At 54.0% G+C, this 18,306-nt stretch carries 14 protein-coding genes and 1 pseudogene; 2 read left to right on the top strand and 13 right to left on the bottom strand.

Translation table 11 applies throughout. From position 1 onward, the window contains the following. Positions 1-91: 91 nt before the first annotated feature. Positions 92-1,411: an MFS transporter gene (locus tag C3432_RS23335; protein WP_103779379.1), complete on the top strand. Its 1,320-nt coding sequence runs from the start codon at positions 92-94 to the stop codon at positions 1,409-1,411. A gap of 71 nt (positions 1,412-1,482) precedes the next feature. Here C3432_RS23335 and hrpA read toward each other — a convergent pair whose 3' ends face one another. Next, on the bottom strand, positions 1,483-5,385 hold the full coding sequence (gene hrpA, locus C3432_RS23330; protein ID WP_103779377.1) for an ATP-dependent RNA helicase HrpA: 3,903 nt from the start codon (positions 5,383-5,385) through the stop codon (positions 1,483-1,485). A gap of 201 nt (positions 5,386-5,586) precedes the next feature. Between hrpA and azoR the strand changes: the two genes are divergently transcribed. Continuing rightward, positions 5,587-6,192 carry an FMN-dependent NADH-azoreductase gene (gene azoR, locus C3432_RS23325; RefSeq protein ID WP_103779375.1) on the top strand — a complete coding sequence of 202 codons (606 nt, stop codon included), beginning with the start codon at positions 5,587-5,589 and terminating at the stop codon, positions 6,190-6,192. On the opposite strand, the pseudogene C3432_RS23320 reads toward azoR, so the two are convergent. The 12 genes and pseudogenes from C3432_RS23320 to C3432_RS23265 all read right to left on the bottom strand — a co-directional run. Then, positions 6,191-6,639: pseudogene (locus C3432_RS23320) on the bottom strand (GFA family protein); the annotation flags it as partial. The gene azoR and the pseudogene C3432_RS23320 overlap by 2 nt on opposite strands. A gap of 9 nt (positions 6,640-6,648) precedes the next feature. After that, the gene (locus C3432_RS23315; RefSeq protein WP_103779371.1) at positions 6,649-7,524 is read right to left on the bottom strand and encodes an aldo/keto reductase family oxidoreductase; all 876 of its coding nucleotides are present in this window, start codon (positions 7,522-7,524) and stop codon (positions 6,649-6,651) included. Positions 7,525-7,629: 105 nt separating this feature from the next. After that, positions 7,630-8,037: a hypothetical protein gene (locus C3432_RS23310; protein WP_103779369.1), complete on the bottom strand. Its 408-nt coding sequence runs from the start codon at positions 8,035-8,037 to the stop codon at positions 7,630-7,632. Continuing rightward, on the bottom strand, positions 8,013-9,299 hold the full coding sequence (locus C3432_RS23305) for a phosphatase PAP2/dual specificity phosphatase family protein (RefSeq protein ID WP_103779367.1): 1,287 nt from the start codon (positions 9,297-9,299) through the stop codon (positions 8,013-8,015). The genes C3432_RS23310 and C3432_RS23305 overlap by 25 nt, the downstream gene beginning before the upstream one ends. After that, positions 9,296-11,056 carry a bifunctional alpha/beta hydrolase/class I SAM-dependent methyltransferase gene (locus C3432_RS23300; RefSeq protein WP_103779365.1) on the bottom strand — a complete coding sequence of 587 codons (1,761 nt, stop codon included), beginning with the start codon at positions 11,054-11,056 and terminating at the stop codon, positions 9,296-9,298. Before C3432_RS23300 ends, C3432_RS23305 begins: the two co-directional genes overlap by 4 nt. Beyond that, complete coding sequence (locus C3432_RS23295; RefSeq protein ID WP_374755487.1) at positions 11,034-11,687, bottom strand: lysophospholipid acyltransferase family protein; 654 nt, start codon at positions 11,685-11,687, stop codon at positions 11,034-11,036. Before C3432_RS23295 ends, C3432_RS23300 begins: the two co-directional genes overlap by 23 nt. A 6-nt stretch (positions 11,688-11,693) precedes the next feature. Then, a complete protein-coding gene (locus C3432_RS23290; RefSeq protein WP_103779360.1) occupies positions 11,694-12,611 on the bottom strand; it encodes a phosphatidate cytidylyltransferase in 918 nt (305 codons plus the stop codon). Then, on the bottom strand, positions 12,608-13,213 hold the full coding sequence (locus C3432_RS23285; protein WP_103779358.1) for a CDP-alcohol phosphatidyltransferase family protein: 606 nt from the start codon (positions 13,211-13,213) through the stop codon (positions 12,608-12,610). The genes C3432_RS23290 and C3432_RS23285 overlap by 4 nt, the downstream gene beginning before the upstream one ends. Positions 13,214-13,326: 113 nt before the next feature. Beyond that, positions 13,327-13,650 carry a YdbL family protein gene (locus C3432_RS23280; RefSeq protein WP_103779356.1) on the bottom strand — a complete coding sequence of 108 codons (324 nt, stop codon included), beginning with the start codon at positions 13,648-13,650 and terminating at the stop codon, positions 13,327-13,329. A gap of 7 nt (positions 13,651-13,657) precedes the next feature. Further along, positions 13,658-13,849: a YnbE family lipoprotein gene (locus tag C3432_RS23275; RefSeq protein ID WP_103779354.1), complete on the bottom strand. Its 192-nt coding sequence runs from the start codon at positions 13,847-13,849 to the stop codon at positions 13,658-13,660. After that, complete coding sequence (locus tag C3432_RS23270; RefSeq protein WP_103779352.1) at positions 13,846-16,485, bottom strand: YdbH family protein; 2,640 nt, start codon at positions 16,483-16,485, stop codon at positions 13,846-13,848. The genes C3432_RS23275 and C3432_RS23270 overlap by 4 nt, the downstream gene beginning before the upstream one ends. Before the next feature lie 567 nt (positions 16,486-17,052). Next, complete coding sequence (locus tag C3432_RS23265) at positions 17,053-18,189, bottom strand: alpha/beta hydrolase (protein ID WP_103779350.1); 1,137 nt, start codon at positions 18,187-18,189, stop codon at positions 17,053-17,055. Positions 18,190-18,306 lie beyond the last annotated feature (117 nt).

The raw sequence follows: 18,306 nt of genomic DNA, 5'->3' as shown, positions 1-18,306 counted from the left end.
ACAATTTAACAACTTATTTAACGCAACAGGTTGCACCTTATCGCCTGCCAGGTGCCACCTGGCGCTTATTTCACTGCCGAGGCTATTTCCCATGACAACGCAAGAAAGTAGTACTGCGATTCTGAAAAAAAACAAAAAGGTGCTTATTGCCAGTCTGACAGGCAGTGCAATCGAGTGGTTCGACTATTTTTTATACGGCACTGCGGCGGCACTGGTTTTTAATAAAATCTTCTTTCCGATGGTTGATCCTGTTATTGGCCTTATCCTCTCCTATCTCTCTTTTTCTCTGACCTTTTTTATCCGTCCCATTGGTGGCGTTATTTTTGCCCATATCGGCGATCGCATTGGGCGCAAGAAAACGCTGGTGCTAACGCTCTCCCTGATGGGCGGAGCAACCGTCATGATCGGCTTACTCCCCACCTACGAGATGATAGGCATCTGGGCGCCTGTTCTGCTTATTTTGATGCGCATTATCCAGGGGATGGGGATTGGTGGCGAATGGGGCGGCGCGCTGCTGCTGGCCTATGAATATGCGCCGGAAAAACGCAAGGGTTTCTTCGGCAGCATCCCGCAAGCGGGCGTCACCATCGGTATGCTGATGGCAACATTTATTGTCTCGCTGATGACGCTGTTCAGTGAAGAAGATTTTCTCTCCTGGGGATGGCGTATTCCGTTTTTGCTAAGCTCTGTCCTGGTCCTGCTTGGGCTGTGGATCCGCCGGGATATAGATGAAACACCGGACTTTAAAAAAGTGAAGCAGTCCGGCCAGGTCGCCAAAGCGCCGCTGCGTGACACACTGACCCATCACTGGCGTGAAGTGTTGATAGCCGCCGGGCTGAAGGTGGTTGAAACGGCTCCCTTCTATATCTTCTCCACCTTTGTGGTCAGCTACGCCACCACGACGCTGGCCTACCAGAAATCTCAGGTTCTGGAAGCCGTGACCATTGGCGCGCTGATAGCAACGGTGATGATCCCTTTAATGGGGCTGCTGTCGGATAAAATTGGCCGCAAGCGGATGTACGCCATCAGCGTATTTGCCCTTGGACTGTTTATCGTCCCCTGGTTTCTGCTGTTAAATACCGGCACCAGCTGGGGCATTATGCTGGCGACGGTGGTGATGTTCGGCATACTGTGGGCACCGATTACGGCGGTTCTGGGGACGCTCTGTTCAGAGATTTTCAGCGCCAATGTTCGCTATACCGGGATTACGCTCGGTTACCAGATTGGCGCAGCGCTGGCCGGGGGGACGGCCCCACTGATTGCAACCGGCTTACTGGCAAAATATGACGGTGACTGGGTGCCGGTGGCGTGGTATCTCATCACAACCGTCGTAATTTCGCTGGTGGCCATTTTCTTCGCCAGTCGCGTCAAACGGACATCGATAATCAACGCCCAGCCTGGCGAGTTGTAATCCTCGTCAGCGCGGGTGGAACCTGATATCCACCGTTGGCCCGGTAACGCTGCGTTTACCGGGCCACGCGGTTAGCCGCTAATCTGCTCCATCGCCTGCAAAATGCGTTTATCCGAGATGGGATACGGCGTCCCCAGCTGTTGTGCAAAGTAGCTGACCCGCAGCTCCTCAATCATCCAGCGGATCGCTTTGACCTCTTCATCTTCACGACGCGCAGGCGGCAGTTTGTTAATCCACTGCTGCCATGCCTGCTGCACGCTTTCAACTTTCAGCATCTGAGCCCGATCGCGATGCGGATCGATAGCCAGTTTCTCCAGGCGTTTTTCAATCGCCTGCAGATAGCGCAGCGTATCGCCGAGACGTTTGAAACCGTTGCCGGTGACAAAACCCCGGTACACCAGCCCGCTCATTTGCGCTTTGATGTCCGAAAGACCCAGCGCCATCGTCATATCCACCCGCCCTTTCAGACGTTTGTTGATATTGAACACGGCGGTGAGGATCTGCTCAACCTGCTTCGCGATATCGACAACGGTATCGTTCAGCCCGGCGCGTACTTTTTCATGCAGCGCGGTGAAGCCCTCTTCGGTCCACACCGGCCCCCCGTTGGCGTCAATGAGCTGGTCAACCCCACAGGAGATGCAGTCGTCTATCAGCTCCAGCACCTTACCATAAGGGTTAAAATAGAGACCCAGCTTGGCTTTATTCGGCAGCTTCTCGTGCAGATATTTGATCGGCGAGGGAATATTCAACAACAGCAGACGGCGTAATCCACACCACATCGCCTGCTGCTGTTCCAGTGGATTATCAAACAGCTTAATGGCGACGCTGTCGCGTTCGTCCACCAGCGCTGGCCACGCTTTCACCTTGTAGTTGCCACGTTTCTGCTCGTAGCTTTCCGGTAACTGACCAAAGCTCCAGATATGCAGCCCGCTCTGCTCAATACCATCATCGGCCACCGCGGAGAGCGTTTCCTGCACTTTACCCTTCAGCACATCTTTCAGATCCTGCAGGGAACGCCCTTCCTGCAGTTTCTTATGCTTGTCGTCTGTTACGCGGAACGTTATTTTCAGATGATCGGGTACCTGATCCCAGTGCCAGTCTTCACGGTCAACCGTCACACCGGTCATCCGACGCAGTTCGCGCTCCAGCGCATCCAGCAACGGCAATTCCAGCGGCGTCACGCGGCCTAAAAACGCTTCGGCATAGTTGGGCGCAGGAACAAAGTTGCGCCGAACCGGCTTCGGCAGCGATTTAATCAGCGCAATCACCAGTTCACGACGCAGCCCGGGGATCTGCCATTCAAACCCACTCTCCTCTACCTGATTCAGCAACGGCAGCGGAATGTGGACGGTGACGCCATCAGCATCCGCCCCTGGCTCAAACTGGTAGCTCAGGCGCAGCTTCAGGTTGCCCTGATGCCAGAAGTTTGGGTAATCCAGCTTGCTGATTTTTTCTGCGCCCTCTTTGATGAGCATACTCTTTTCAAAGTTGAGCAGATCCGGCGTTTCGCGACCGACCTTCTTCCACCAGCTGTCAAAGTGGCGGGCGGAAATGACGTCATGGCTGATGCGCTGGTCGTAGAACTCAAACAACGCTTCGTCGTCCACCAGAATGTCGCGACGGCGTGACTTGTGTTCCAGCTCCTCGACCTCTGCGCGCAGCTTCAGGTTTTCGCGGAAGAACGCGTGGCGCGTCTGCCAGTCGCCTTCGACCAGCGCATGGCGGATAAACAGCTCGCGGCACAGCGCCGGATCGATGGGGCTGTAGTTTACTTTACGCGCCGCGACAATCGGCAGACCGTAAACGGTCACCTTTTCCGTCGCCATCACGGCACCCTGCGCCCGCTCCCAGTGCGGCTCACTGTAAGAACGCTTAATCAGATGCTGAGCGACTGGCTCGACCCATTCGGGATCGATGCGGGCGGCAATCCGTCCCCACAGACGGCTGGTTTCCACCAGTTCCGCGACCATCGTCCACTTCGGCGGCTTTTTGAATAAACCAGACCCCGGGAAGATGGAGAAGCGTGCGTTGCGCGCGCCGGTAAACTCCTGCTTATCAGCATCTTTCATACCGATATGCGACAGCAGCCCGGTCAGCAACGCAATATGAATTTCGCGATACTCTGCCGGCTCGCTGTTCACCGGGATCCCCAGCTCTTTCACCACCTGGCGCAGCTGGGTATAGATATCCTGCCACTCGCGCACCCGAAGATAGTTCAGGTAGTCCGTCCGGCAGAGGCGGCGAAAAGCATTTGAAGAGAGCGCTTTCTGCTGCTCGCCGAGGTAGTTCCACAGGTTTACAAATGCAAGAAAATCGGATTCTTTATCGTGGAAGCGACGATGTTTTTCGTCGGATGCCTGCTGCTTATCCACGGGACGCTCGCGCGGATCCTGAATAGAGAGCGCTGAAGTGATGATCATCGCCTCGCGCACGCAGCCGTGCTTCTGTGCCTCCAGCACCATTCTCGCCAGGCGTGGATCCACGGGCAGTTGAGACAACTGCCTTCCCTGTGGCGTCAGCTTGTAAGCCGTCTGCTGCTCATCGGTAGTAATCGCCCCCAGCTCTTCCAGCAGGCGTACACCATCCTGGATGTTGCGCTTGTCCGGCGCTTCGACAAACGGGAATGCGGCGATATCGCCAAGTCCCAGCGCGGTCATCTGCAAAATAACGGACGCCAGGTTAGTACGTAAAATCTCCGGATCGGTAAACTCCGGGCGTGACAGGAAATCATCTTCTGAATAAAGACGAATACAGATCCCCTCTGACACACGTCCACAGCGCCCTTTGCGCTGGTTTGCCGAGGCCTGCGAAACCGGCTCAATAGGCAGGCGTTGTACTTTGGTGCGATAGCTGTAGCGGCTGATGCGCGCCGTACCGGGATCGATAACATACTTGATGCCGGGCACCGTGAGCGAGGTTTCCGCCACGTTAGTCGCCAGCACAATACGGCGTCCGCTGTGGGACTGGAAGACGCGGTTCTGTTCGCTGTTTGAGAGCCGCGCATACAGCGGCAGCACTTCGGTATGGCGTAAATTGAGCTTAGTGAGCGCATCGGCAGTATCACGAATTTCGCGCTCTCCGCTCAGAAAAATCAGAATATCGCCGGGGCTTTCGCGTCCCAGCTCATCCACCGCGTCGAAAATCGCCTGCAGCTGATCGCGTTCGGTATCGTCCGCCTCTTCAACGATTGGGCGATAGCGCACTTCCACCGGATACGTGCGCCCGGAAACCTCAATAATCGGCGCGTTGTTGAAGTGACGAGAAAAACGCTCCGGATCGATGGTCGCCGAAGTGATAATAATTTTCAGATCCGGGCGACGCGGAAGCAATTCTTTCAGGTAACCCAGCAAAAAATCAATATTCAGACTGCGTTCATGCGCTTCATCAATGATGATGGTGTCATACTGCATCAGCAGCCTGTCCTGCTGAATTTCAGCCAGCAGAATTCCATCGGTCATCAGCTTGACCATCGTATTATCGCTGACGCGATCGCTGAAACGGACTTTATACCCGATGCAGCCGCCCGGCTCCGTTTGCAGCTCTTCGGCAATACGGTTAGCGACGGTACGTGCCGCCAGACGACGTGGCTGAGTGTGGCCAATCAGCCCCTTCAGCCCGCGCCCCAGCTCCATACAGATTTTAGGCAGCTGGGTGGTTTTCCCTGACCCCGTTTCCCCGGCGACAATCACCACCTGGTTATCGCGTATCGCTTCCAGGATATCCTGCTTTTTCTGGCTGACAGGCAGATTTTCCGGGTATGTTATCTCTGGTCGGGCCGCTTCGCGTAGCACGACTTTACCGGCTGCCTGGGCAATCTCTTTCGCCATATCCTGGTAAATGGCCTGTTGTGCATCAGGATTTTTAACCTTCTTCACGCCGTGTAAACGACGGGCAAAACGCTGCCGGTCGCGCAGCATCAGCGAACTCAGCTGTTGTTGCAGGGAGTGGAAAGTCAATTTTTGTTGTTCTGTCATAGCGTTAGAAGGCAGTGCTCTGCCTGGTTAAATCTCTTTTAAATGATGGATATAGAGTACCACATCAGCGCATTTTTTGTGTTGTTCAATAAATTCGAACATAGACTTCGATATATTGCGCTATCTCTGCGACAGGATTGTGAATAGAGTGTCAACAAGCAACGGGGCAATGCCCATTCAAACACACACAAGGAAACACCCATGAGCAAGGTATTAGTCCTCAAATCCAGTATTCTGGCAGGGTACTCTCAGTCTGGTCAGTTGTCTGATTATTTTGTTGAACAGTGGCGTGAAAAGCACTCCGCTGATGAAATTACCGTTCGTGACCTGGCAGCGAACCCAATCCCGGTGCTGGATGGCGAGCTGGTGGGTGCTCTGCGTCCGGGCGACGCCGCGTTGACACCGCGTCAACAGGAAGCGCTGACGCTTTCCGATGAGCTGATCGCAGAACTGAAAGCACATGACGTCATTGTGATTGCCGCGCCGATGTATAACTTTAACATCCCAACGCAGCTGAAAAATTACTTCGACCTGATTGCCCGTGCCGGCGTCACCTTCCGTTACACCGAAAAGGGTCCGGAAGGTCTGGTGACCGGGAAACGTGCGGTCATCCTCTCCAGCCGTGGCGGTATTCACAAAGATACCCCGACTGACTTGATCGCCCCATACCTGAAAGTCTTCCTCGGCTTTATCGGCATTACCGATGTGAACTTCGTCTTCGCCGAAGGGATTGCTTACGGTCCGGAAGTGGCTGCCAAAGCCCAGACTGACGCAAAAGCAGCGATTGACAGCGTGGTTGCAGCATAAGATTTTTACCTCCCGCATCGGCGGGAGGTTGTTTTACGATTTCTGATAAATCAGATATCCCACCACACCGTTACTCTTCCCATCTTTTGGGTGATTGACCCCATCGGTGACTTCCACGCAGGGAAAGTCAAACGGGGAAACATTCTCAATACAAGCCACGTTGACGCCATATTGTTGCGGATTAGAACGACGCTGGTGAAAAGTATAAATTCCGCATTGTGAGCAAAAATAGTGCTTCGCCTCTCCGGTGTTAAACCGGTATTCGGTCAGCTTGTCGCGTCCACGGGTAACCTCGATTCCCGATAATGCGGCGGAAACGGCTACCGCCCCACGCATACGACAAAATGAGCAGTTACACCGACGAATGGTATTAAATCCATCGCTTAACCGGACAGTAAAAGCGACGGCCCCACAGTGACATTGTGCAGCGAGTTTTTCAGTCATCATCCCCCCGGTTTATGCTTTTTGCGCGATACCATCCAGTATCGCCAGAATATCTTCAGTAAGAATAAGATCGCCTGCGGCCATATTTTCATGCAGATGCGTTACCGACGACGTTCCCGGTATCAATAAAATATTCGCCGAACGGTGCAGCAACCAGGCAAGCGCCACCTGCAAAGGCGTGGCGTTCAGTCTGACGGCAACGTCACTGAGCGTTGATGACTGCAAAGGCGTAAACCCGCCCAGCGGGAAGAACGGCACATAGGCAATACCGTCTTTTGCCAGGGCATCAATTAAGGCATCGTCCCGACGGTGAGCGATGTTGTACTCGTTCTGCACACAGACTATCTCTGCAAGAGTCCGCGCCTGGGCGACCTGGTTTGCCGTCACGTTACTCAGGCCGATATGTTTGACCAGCCCCTGCTGCTGAAGCCCGGCAAGTACGGTGATACTTTCCTCAATGGATCCCTCCTGCGGCCCGTGCCCATTGCCATACATGACGCGCAAGTTGACAACGTCCAGCACATCAAGTCCAAGATTGCGCAGGTTATCGTGGACCGCTTGTTTCAGTTCCGCAGGGGAGAATGCCGGTAGCCATGAGGCATCGTCCCCTCGACGGGCGCCAATCTTAGTAACAATGACCAGATCGTCAGGATAAGGATGCAGCGCTTCCCGAATAATTTGGTTAGTAACGTGCGGGCCATAAAAATCGCTGGTATCAATATGATTAACGCCCAGCGCCAGCGCCTCCCGAAGTACCGTCAGCGCGACATGACGATCCTTCGGCGGACCAAATACGCCCGGCCCCGCCAGCTGCATTGCCCCGTAACCTAAGCGTTTTACCTGTCGGGAACCGAGAGAAAAAGTCTCAGTTTGAACATGACTCACCATAACCGCACCTCTTGCTGAATTTCGCTCTGAAGATGACAGTATAGAAAGTTACCCGGCCAATTATCTCGCGTAATCCGACAAAACGGCAAAACGCAGGCGCGCGCCTTAATGGAATAACAGCAGAATCAACCAGCTCAGCCACAGGAGGACAATCCAGTAAAGCGTGCGTCGGAACTGTTTAAGCGCCCCTTGCTGGCGTTGTGTAAACGTTAACGCCTGGAGTTTTTCACGCTGCCAGATAGAGCAAAGCGCGGCCCCGGCACGTGCATTGTTTTCTTCGTTGATGACGGAAAAATACTGTACATCAAGCCAAAGCCGCCAGCAGCTCAACCAGATAACACCACCGATCATCGCCATTGCCATGCGAACGATCCCCGGCTGGGCGGCAATGAGAACCCATGCCAGCGGAGGGAGAGTAAAAAGTAAAAAGAAACGCCAGCTTTTCAGCGTTTGCATCAGCAAGTGGGACTGTATAACGCTCGTTTTAGTTACACCGTCACTTTCATTTTCCATCGTTGTAACTGCTCCAGATGTTCAGATGTAAAAACCACCTGTGGTCGCGCCTGACGGATTTGGTCAATAGCCCCCTCCACGCTCAGCGCGGGATAACGCTGCAAAAGCCAGGCCGCAGCCACTAACGCGCTGCGTGATAATCCCAGCGCGCAGTGAATCAGCACGCTGCCATGCTTAACACGCAGTTTCTCCAGCACATCCACCGCCCGGGAAAGCGTGGCGTCGTCCGGATTGACCAGATCCAGCATGGGGACACAGTAATACGCAACACCTTGTGAGGCACGGGAACGGGAAAACTCACTGGTCAGATCCAGCACCGCCTGTTGCCCGACAGGCGTATGCGGATACATGCCTAAAAAAAGGCCATCAGCCAGAGGGCTAACCGCCGGTAAATGGCGGCTGTAGCGGCGCACAGAGAGCATCATCCCTGCTCGCCAGGGGAACAGCAGCCACCAGGCAGCAGGCGTTAGCCGCCCGGTCTTGTCCTTTTGTAATGCCTCAACGCCGAGCGCCCCATAGGCCAGCGTCACAATTATCAGCGCCAGCGTCGGCCACCACAGCCAGGTCGTCAGACACGTTCCAGCCAGACAGATCGCCGCACCACACAGATATCGACCCGCCAGCACCTTCCGTTTACCAGAGGCAAGACACCCGCGCCATCCCCCCTGTTCCGGCACCAGCCAGTCTATGACCATACCAACCGCCAGACCGCTGATGACATCAATAAAATGGTGCTGCCAGGTCGTCAGAACCGATACGGCAATCAGTAAAAACCAGCCGCCGTTTAATCTCTGCCATCTGCCCGTCAGATGACGGTGGAAATGCCGCCACAGCAGCCAGCATAAAATAATATGCAACGACGGTGACTGATTGTACGGCAAATCGAACTGCTCAAGCTGACCAAACAGCCAGCCTGCCAGACCGGCGATCTCCGGTCTGGTGAAGGTAAATTGCAGGGGAAACAGCAAGAAGCCGATGCAGGCAATCAGTGAAGCCAGCACTAATTTGCAAACCAGCCGCCGCTGTTCCTCCAGTGTTGTGCAGACAAACAGCGACACGCCGTACAGCAGATCCAGACTCCAGTAGGGAATGATGGTCAGCGGCACAAAAGGAATATGCCGCTCCCACTCAAAAACCAGACTGCCGATGTTATCTCGCCCGGCGGTAAACTGATTAACCTGCCCATAGGTTAAAAAGAAAAACGGGGCCAGCAGCAGCAGCCACCCCATTCCTTGCAGATAAACAGTACGTCGGGAGGTCATGATGCGCGACGTACCGCCATAGAAACAGTAAAAATTCCCCACTCATCAATCAGTTGAGTGCATTTATCGAACCCTGCCTCCCGCACCAGAGCATCCATTTCACCCTGCGTACGCACGCGCATCACCCAGGCTTTGCCATCTTTATGGCTGGTAAGGGACCAGGCGATTGTTTTTAGTTGAGGATGCCAGGGCTGCCCGGTATAGATCAGAATGCCTCCCGGCTCAATGGCGTCTGCCAGACCGGCAAGCGAATTTTTCACTAACGTATTTTCCGGGAACAATTCGTACAGCCCGGAGACAATCCCCAGCGTTGGACTAGGTTGCAGCGCGGCCAGCTCCTGGCGATTGAAAGCATCTCCTCGTTCAAAGCGGGCGCGTTCGGCCATGCCGCGACTGGCGATCATCTCCTGTCCTTTCGAGACATTCAGCTCACTGTAGTCACGCAGCAGGATCTCACTCACCGCCGCTTCTCCCTCCAGCGCATCGAGCACATACCGCCCGTGACCGGCGGCGATATCGACCACCCGCACCGGTGTTCCCTGCTCTGCAAGTTTAGCCACCGCCTGCTGAATCAACAGCTGCAGGTGGTTTTTGCGCTGACGGATCCCTTTCCAGCCAACGCTGTTGAGATAGTTTTTGTCAATCAGACGCCCCAGGGCGCTGCTGCCCTGCGGCTGATTGCGATAGACATAATCGAGCGTGCTGCCGGAATCAAATCCTGTATCAAATCCCAGGCGTACGCCCGCGGACTGTGTTCCCAGCATCTTCATACCATAGCGCAAGCCACGGTATGCGATATCGTCCAGCGAGTAAGGTTCAGGCCCACCGCTTAACATCCGCCAGGTATCCGCCCCCGGACTCCAGCGGTCTTCGTTGCTATAGTCAAAACGCTGGAGTGGCGTGGCGTAAAGCGTATCAATAAATTCGCGCATTTTATCGAACGCCAGATGCCTCTCTTTTTCGCCCAGGGTATCGTGATAAAACCCCGGCAACACGTGCAGCTCCTTCTGCGGGTTGCGCAATCGTTGGTAGAAGTCGATCTGCGGCTGGCGGTGTACGACGTAATCCTCCCCGGAAACCAACATCTGTACGGGTAAGGTTATTGCGCTGGCATCGCTGACGATTCTCTCTGCCGTTTTGTAGAGATCGAGCAGGATATTGACCGCTATCGGACGTGTAATGAGGGGATCCTGATTGAAACTCGCCACCCGCGCCGGGTCGTGGGTCAGATACTTGCCCTTCACGTAAGAGTTAACGAAAAAGAGTCCGCGAAGTCGGTGCATCAATGCCAGACCTGGACGCGCAAACGGTACGTAAAGTTTGACCTTAAACGCCGGTGACGCCAGAACCAGACCTCGAATGGTCGGGGCATAATCATGTGCCCAGGTTGCTGCCAGCACCGCGCCGACGCTTTGCGCCACAACCACGACATCCTCCATGGCGGCCTGACTATCGGTTGCCGCAAAACGGACAAACTCGTCCACATCCTGAACCGAGCGAGCCAGCGAGGGGCTATAGCCACGCTGACCCGGTGAACGCCCGTGACCGCGCGCATCCCATGCGTAAAAGGCCGTGTCCGGCATCGCCAGTTCATCGACGATATGTTGCAGACGACCAGAATGTTCATGCCCTCGATGGAACAGGACAATCACTTTCGGCGTAGCCCCTGCCGACGTTGTGGGCCAGCAACGATAAAACAGCTCGGTGTTGTCACTGGTCAGAAATTTCCGTTCTTCAGGCGTCCTTATATTCATCATGAGGATGATTTCCTGTTGTTTGTTGTGAAAGCGCCAGCAACTGGCGCTTCAGATCGTCCATAAAAAATTTTTTATCGGAATGAGAACTCAGCGCATGTCCAACCGTGACGTCGATGAACAACGGAAGCGGAATGCGATTCCCCTTTGCCATCACCTGCTCTGTGCCCCGTAGCCAGACGGGAATAATCGGTACTTCTGGCACATGTTGACTCAGATACCACACCCCTGATTTCAGCGGCGAAAGTATCCCCGGCTCGCCGCGCGTACCTTCCGGAAAGAGAATGAGTGTTTTCCCCTCGCGCAATGCCTGTTCGCATAGCGCCAACGGATTAGCGTCTCCCCCTTTACGCGAAACGGGGATAATGTTGAGAATATTGAGCGCAAACCACGCCATGTATTTATTACGCAAAAAATAATCTGCCGCAGCGACCGGGTGCACTTCAGCCTGGCGGCATAGCGGAAAGAGAGACAGCAGCGCAAAAACATCCATATGACTGTTGTGATTCGCCACCACGATCGCCGGGCCGCTTTTTGGCAGCCGCTCACGATGTTTAACGCGCAGCCCCAGCCACAGCCAGATGACCGGCCAGACGATGCACAGCGCGAATAATGTTCGAAGGATACGTGTCATCATAGGTTAGTAGCAGAAGTAACGGATGAAATGGAAGAAGACTGGCGCAGTGAAGATCAGCGAATCCAGCCGGTCGAGGATGCCGCCATGCCCGGGCAGCAGCGTACCGCTGTCCTTGACGCCGATATCGCGCTTGATGGCGGACATCACGACATCGCCGCAAAATCCGGTTATGCCAATCATGACACCCGCCAACAGCGCCATCGGCCAGGTTAGCGGTGTCAGTAATGGCCCCAGGGCTGTTGCCACCAGCGCCGTTGTGGCTATGCCGCCCAGCAGTCCCGCCAGCGTTTTATTCGGGCTGACCTTCGGGGTGACTCTTATACGACCAAGCGATTTGCCCCACAGGTATTGGGCGATGTCGTTAAACTCGGTCAGCCCCACCAGGAACAGCACCAGCAGAGCGCCGGTCTGTAGCCCATCCGCAGGTAATACCAGTAAAAAAGCGACATGGCTGAAGGCAAACACGGTCGTCATCAGACTCCAGTGGAGCTGAGACGCGGTACGTAAAAAGCCCTGCGTATCGCCTGCAATGACCATCCGCGCCGGCAAAAACAGAAAAACATAAACGGGAATAAACACCACAAACATGCCGTACCAGCCAATCCCAATCAGCCAGTAATTACTGGGGATGGCAATAAACATCCACAGCAGCGGCATACGGTCAGATTGTCGCGATGGCACCAGCGTCAGAAACTCTTTTAGCGCCATAAAGCTGACCAGTGCGAAAAAAGTCAACGCCAGCCAGTGAGGACTGAGCATCGCCAGCGAAAACAGCACCACGATCGCCCACCAGGTACGAATGCGGAGCGTCAGCTCCCGCCAGTCTTTATCAGGGCGCAGCAGTACCAGCAATCCATTCACTACCGTCGCCGCCAGCAGCACGACAAAAATTGCCGCGAGGGATTTTTCCAGGAGCATCATTTCCCCCCCTCATCCCGTAAGGCGCTGCGACAGCGGTTAATCACCGTCCACAACAGCAATACGGTAGCGCCCCACCAAACGGCGTTATTCCATTGCACGAGCTGTGGCCAGATTGCCAGCGCCAGGCCCCAGGCACCAAAAAACAGCGCCCGGTCGCTTTTCCCTAACGGCCCGGCATAGCTTCGTATGCCGTTAATGGTTTGCGCCAGCACGCCGCAAAACTCTGTCATTGCCGCACAAAACAGCATGATCAGCACCAGCGGCACATGACTATTCGGGAGCATCAGGAAAGGCAGATAAAGTGCGATGTCAGAGAGCACATCCCCCGTTTCGTTAAGAATGGCCCCGAGACGTGATTTTTGATGGCATTCACGTGCCAGCATGCCATCCAGCGCATTGAGCGCCATACGCACAAACAGCACGATGGGAAGAAGAATGAACAGGCCAGGATGGGGGAAAACCATTAACACCGCACCGGTGATAAAAGAGAGGACCATTGCCGCAAGCGTGATGTGGTTAGCGGTCACCCGGTGTTTATAGAGCCAGAACATCAGTGGGCGCAAAAGCGCCTGAAAAGCGGGCTTTATCTGATAAAGCGTCATCATCATTCCCTGATAATCTATCAACGACCTTCATAGTGCACCAATCAACCACACCGTGACCAATGCTTTTCATCGCTGTAAGAAAAATCAGATTTTATCGGGCTGCGACACGCTTATTTTTTCAACCATTTCCCGTTAAGCCCCTGCACATACTCACCGGGTTTGGCGCGCATCACCAGTTTTTGCCCGGCCATCTTCGCCACTTCATCCACCGGGATATGATTGCTTTGTGCCAGTTGTTGATAGCTCTCAGCACGCGCTTTATTAATCTCACTCACCAGCGCTTGCGTTTGTGCATCGGTTTTCAATGCTACCAGATAGCCATTGAGCGTCTCCCCGACGCGCCCTTGCGTTCTTGCTTCATTCAGGGTCAGCGCCATGACGTTACCGCTGAGTAAACTCAACATCAGTACTGCGGCTTTTAGCTGTTTGCTCATCATGACCTCAGAATAAGTCGCTGCGTGATTTGAGTAAGCTTTCGACGTCTTTATCCACTTTAATATGAATTTCATGCTCAATTTTGACGTTCATATTGATGGTGATCGGTTCTTTCGGCGCGGCGACTTCAATACGTGGCGTACAGCCACTCAGGAAAGCAACCGGAAGCAGCGCCAGCATGGCAATCATTATTTTCATTGTGGATCCTCACATTCCTTGCCTTCCAGGCAACGAGTCTCTGGCAACGACGTGTTTTGTTCAAGCCATGCCTGTAAATTGTCGCCAAAACGCAAACTGCGCCACAGCGTAAAGACGTTCTCTTCATGGGTATAGTTCAGGTTTACCGTACCGACCTTACCGTCCACGTGGCTGTTGCCGCCGATCGTCGCCTGCATCGTTAACACACCCAGATTATCTAAATTAATTTTGGTCCACGAATGGGCGATCTCCATATAACGCAACCAGTTAATGGCCGCCCCTGCGGCCATATTATCTTTGACGACCGCATCAGCCGTATCTTTATCAATGCGCAACGTCATTGGCCCCGGGTTGGTCAACCAGCCATCTTTAATAATCCATTTTTCATTATTCAGCCAAAGTGGCAATGCCCCGCTAACCGGCCCCGACATGGCAAACTGTTTTGGATTCACGGCGCTGATAAGCTCGCTGGAAGAGATATTCTGCACCCGCAGGAGCGCCGGATCGTGCTGCGGCATGCGTAACTGCTGCATTATCACTTTCCCTCCCAAAACATCCACACTGACATCCGTCAGTAACAGAGGGGTCTCTTCACTCCACGGATAGCGGCCCTGCAGATCTGCGGTGATATTTCTCGCCGTCACCTGATTGACCACTTCCGCAATGCGTAAAGAGACCGGGCCGCGCGTGCCCAGTTGCCACGCGCCGTCACTGAAACGAAACGGCAACACAAAATCGACGCCATTGATCTGATTATCAGGCATCCAGGCACTGCCGCCTTTCAGCACACCGTGTCCGCCCGCTTCAAATCCCTGATCCTGCGCCGCTGAAAATGCGACCTGGGCATACAGCTGACCTTCACGCAGATTCATCTTCCAGTCAGGCGGCACAAGGGGCTGAAATACGCTTAGCGACTGCTTAGGCCACCAGGCCTGACCGCGCAAACGAATTCCGTCCCAGCGTCCGTTCAACTGTATAGGGCCTATTGCTCCGGCGTGAAGATTCCCCTTGAACTGGAAAAGGGTCGGGTCACTACCGTCAACGCTAAATTTCAGCGTTGACGGCGGAAGCACGCTCCCCCCGGTAAACAACGTGTTTCCCGCATCCAGCGACAGCGCGCCGCTAAATTTAGGATGTTCCGCATCACGCAGCCAGACAATCGGTTCATCCAGCACCAGGCGCGGCGCGTCAACCTTCATGCTACCGTACTGGAGCTGATCAAAGCCGGTGGACAAGTCAGTCAGCGTGATGGTGTTGTCATGCCATTCCCCCGTTCCGGCGACATCCCAGCGGGTATGCATCGGCGTAAAGCCCCCGGTCCCCCAGTAACGCCACTCCCAGCGGCCGGCGTCGGGGAGAAAATCATTTGCCTGACCATCCAGATGCAAAACGAAATCGCCCATCTTATTTTCATGCGCCCGCAAAATGGCCTGCAAACGACCATCCACTCCGCGCTGCGTGACTTTAACGCCCGCCAGCGGCCAGCGAATTTCATCAATATCCAGAGAGTCGATAACCCGCCCACGGGAGCGGAGCAATGCGCCAGGCTCGAAGGCCAGCGTCGGGTCAACGAGACTTCCGGTGAGTCTGGCAGGCAATCTGGCATAAAAGACCAGGTCAGCGTCTTTTGCTTCGCCGGTCAATTGCAGGGGCATTTCGCTATTATCCATACTGAGCTTACCCGGCCCAAAGTTCAGCACCGCGTTGCCTTTACCCGCCACCCCCTGAGTCAGGACGTTCAGTCGACCGCTGATAATTGCCTTCTCCGTCCCTTCCTGCCAGTTATCGACTTTAATCCCCAGCCTCCCGCTTAACGGGAGTCCCTGATACGGCCACGTCCAGCGGCCATCGCTAATGGTTAATTGCTGTTGGGTGATTTTCCAGGGCAAATCGAGCAGCGGGTCGACGTTGTCTCGCGCCATAACGATCAGCTGCCCGGCATTGTCCTGCCACGCCAGTTCGGCATCCACCAGGGACGGTTCCTGCGGCAGACTGAGGGTCGCAACGGCATGACCACTCACCGGCAATCCATCAGGGACCAGCGGCAGGGTGAAATCGCCAACCAGTTTGACTGGCGGCTGGCCTTCAAATGCCGCAACATTGAATTCACTGACCGTAAAATTTTGTCCGCGCAGACGGCCCTGAAAGTTCACCTTTTCGCCCTGATAACTCAGCTGCTGGATTGCAGGCGTGAGCGACAGTGACAGCTTGCCCTGCCACTCCTGCCAGGGGGAAAGCACGAGTTTATCGATATGAATCCAGGTATTGGGCAGCATGGACTGCCACTGCGCGAGGGTTTTGGGCGCGGCGAGCGACGGTTCGGTCTGGGGCAACTTCGCCAGACAGGCAGAATCCAGCTCAACAGTGCCGACATTTAACAGCCAGCGGCTGGGATGAGACAGATCCGCCTGGGTAACCCGTGCTAACTGGCAATCACCGATCAGATACTGAAGCTGCGGAATATGCAAACCGCGCGGCGTTATGCGCGGACTTTCCTCCAGCGCGATACGCGTGCCGACAGGCAGCCAAATGCCTGCCAGCATGGGGATCCACTGCCCCAGCGTCATCAACAACGTCAGCGGCATGAGGATCAATAATAAAAGTAGCGCCAGTACGGCTGTATATTTACCCTTCATGGGTAGTTAATATCCTGATTTAGCGAAAAATTAAGCTGGCCCGGAGCCTATTGTGGCACGTTTAGTGAACCCTGCCCACTGTAAGCATAGATGCTCTTTAAATATATGCTGTATATCCGGAATACTATTCTGTCAAAAAATAATGGGCAATCAGAGAGATAGAGAGGCACGCTGTAAAGGACAGCGCAATCTGGCGATTTATCCGGAAAGTGATACGCTGGCTATACTTATAACCCAGCCCGTCGTGATGCCCGAGCGCGTTCCTTTGCATGAAATCCGCAGCATTTAAACATTCAGACAATAATTAACAAAGCTCCCGTTTATCCGCAATTAATCAAACAGAACGCGCTAAAATAAACAGCCGGAATAATTTCGCCGTCACATTTTCGCGTAGCAATAATAAATTTTCCTGCAAATACCGGCAGGTATTCAGAGAATAACAGCAAAAACGTGGGGGAAACTGAAGGAATATCAGGTAATTTTCGCATCACATCAGCCCGGTTACGGCCAGTAAAAAGCCGCCTTCGAATGACAGGCGGCTTTACGATAAATGCGGATGCGGGGAACTTATCTTAAGTGGGTTTTGAAAAATTGTTCGAATTTATTAAACGGGATCTTACCCGCCACATTGTCGTATAAATCCACATGGTTCGCCCCAGGGACAACCACTAATTCTTTCTCTTTGCTGCCGACGATTTTAAAGGCGTCTTCGGCAAAATAGCGCGAGTGGGCGTTTTCACCGGTCACGATCAGCACAGGGATGGTGATTTCATTGGCGTAACTCAGCAGTGGCATATTCATAAACGACAGGGGCATTGTCGCATTCCAGGCGCCGGTTGAGTTGACGGAACGCACATGGAAACCACGCGGCATCCGATAATAATCAAAAAACTCTTTCAGTACCGGGTGCGGGGTCGCAGGTAAAGTTTCCGGCAGAATACGTTCCGACGCGCTGGCGTTACCCTTTTCGTCGACATTAATGTCATGTCCACCCGCGGCGAAAGTGCCGTTTTCCGCATCTTTCCAGCGCTGTGCGTTCAGATACTGCAACACAGCACGACGGTCGGCGGTGGTATAACGGTCTTTACCGTCGCCAACGCCATGGCCCATAGCACGACTCATGTCGTACATGACGCTGGTCGCCACTGCTTTAACTCGCGTGTCCATCGACGCGTCATTCAACGCCATCCCGCCCCAGCCGCAAATGCCGAGTAACCCGATACGGTTGCGATCCACCTCTTTTTGCAGGCCAAGGAAATCTACCGCCGCGCTGAAGTCCTCTGTATTAATATCCGGAGAAGCAACATTACGCGGCGAGCCGCCGCTTTCGCCCGTGTATGACGGATCGAAAGCTAACGTCACGAACCCCTGTTCAGCCAGCGTCTGCGCATACAGCCCGCTGGATTGTTCTTTGACCGCGCCAAAAGGACCGCTAATTGCAATCGCCGCCAGTTTGCGCTCACCACGATCTTTGGGAATGTAGAGATCGCCAACTAAGGTGATCCCGTAACGGTTCTGGAAGGTCACCTTTCGGTGATCAACGTTATTGCTCTCGACGAATGTTTTATCCCATTGTTCAATCATCGAAACAGGGGCGTTCGGATTCGTTGTTTCAGCATAACTCATGGTTGAGACTCCACTTAATGAGGCGCTTAGCAGCATGGCCGGTATTGCTGCTGTCAGTTTTTGGGTGAAAGCTTTCATTAATCGTTCCCCTAAAAAATACCGTTGGAGCAGGTTTCACACGGATAACGCTGCTGTGCTTTGTAACAATGAGGCCATTATAATGAGTGGAAATAATGCTGATTAGAGGGGAAATAT

The organism is Citrobacter amalonaticus (assembly GCF_002918555.1).
Lineage (GTDB): Bacteria > Pseudomonadota > Gammaproteobacteria > Enterobacterales > Enterobacteriaceae > Citrobacter_C > Citrobacter_C amalonaticus_A.
The sequence above is the reverse complement of the archived record's forward strand: the minus strand, read 5'-3'. Positions and strand labels throughout refer to the sequence as shown.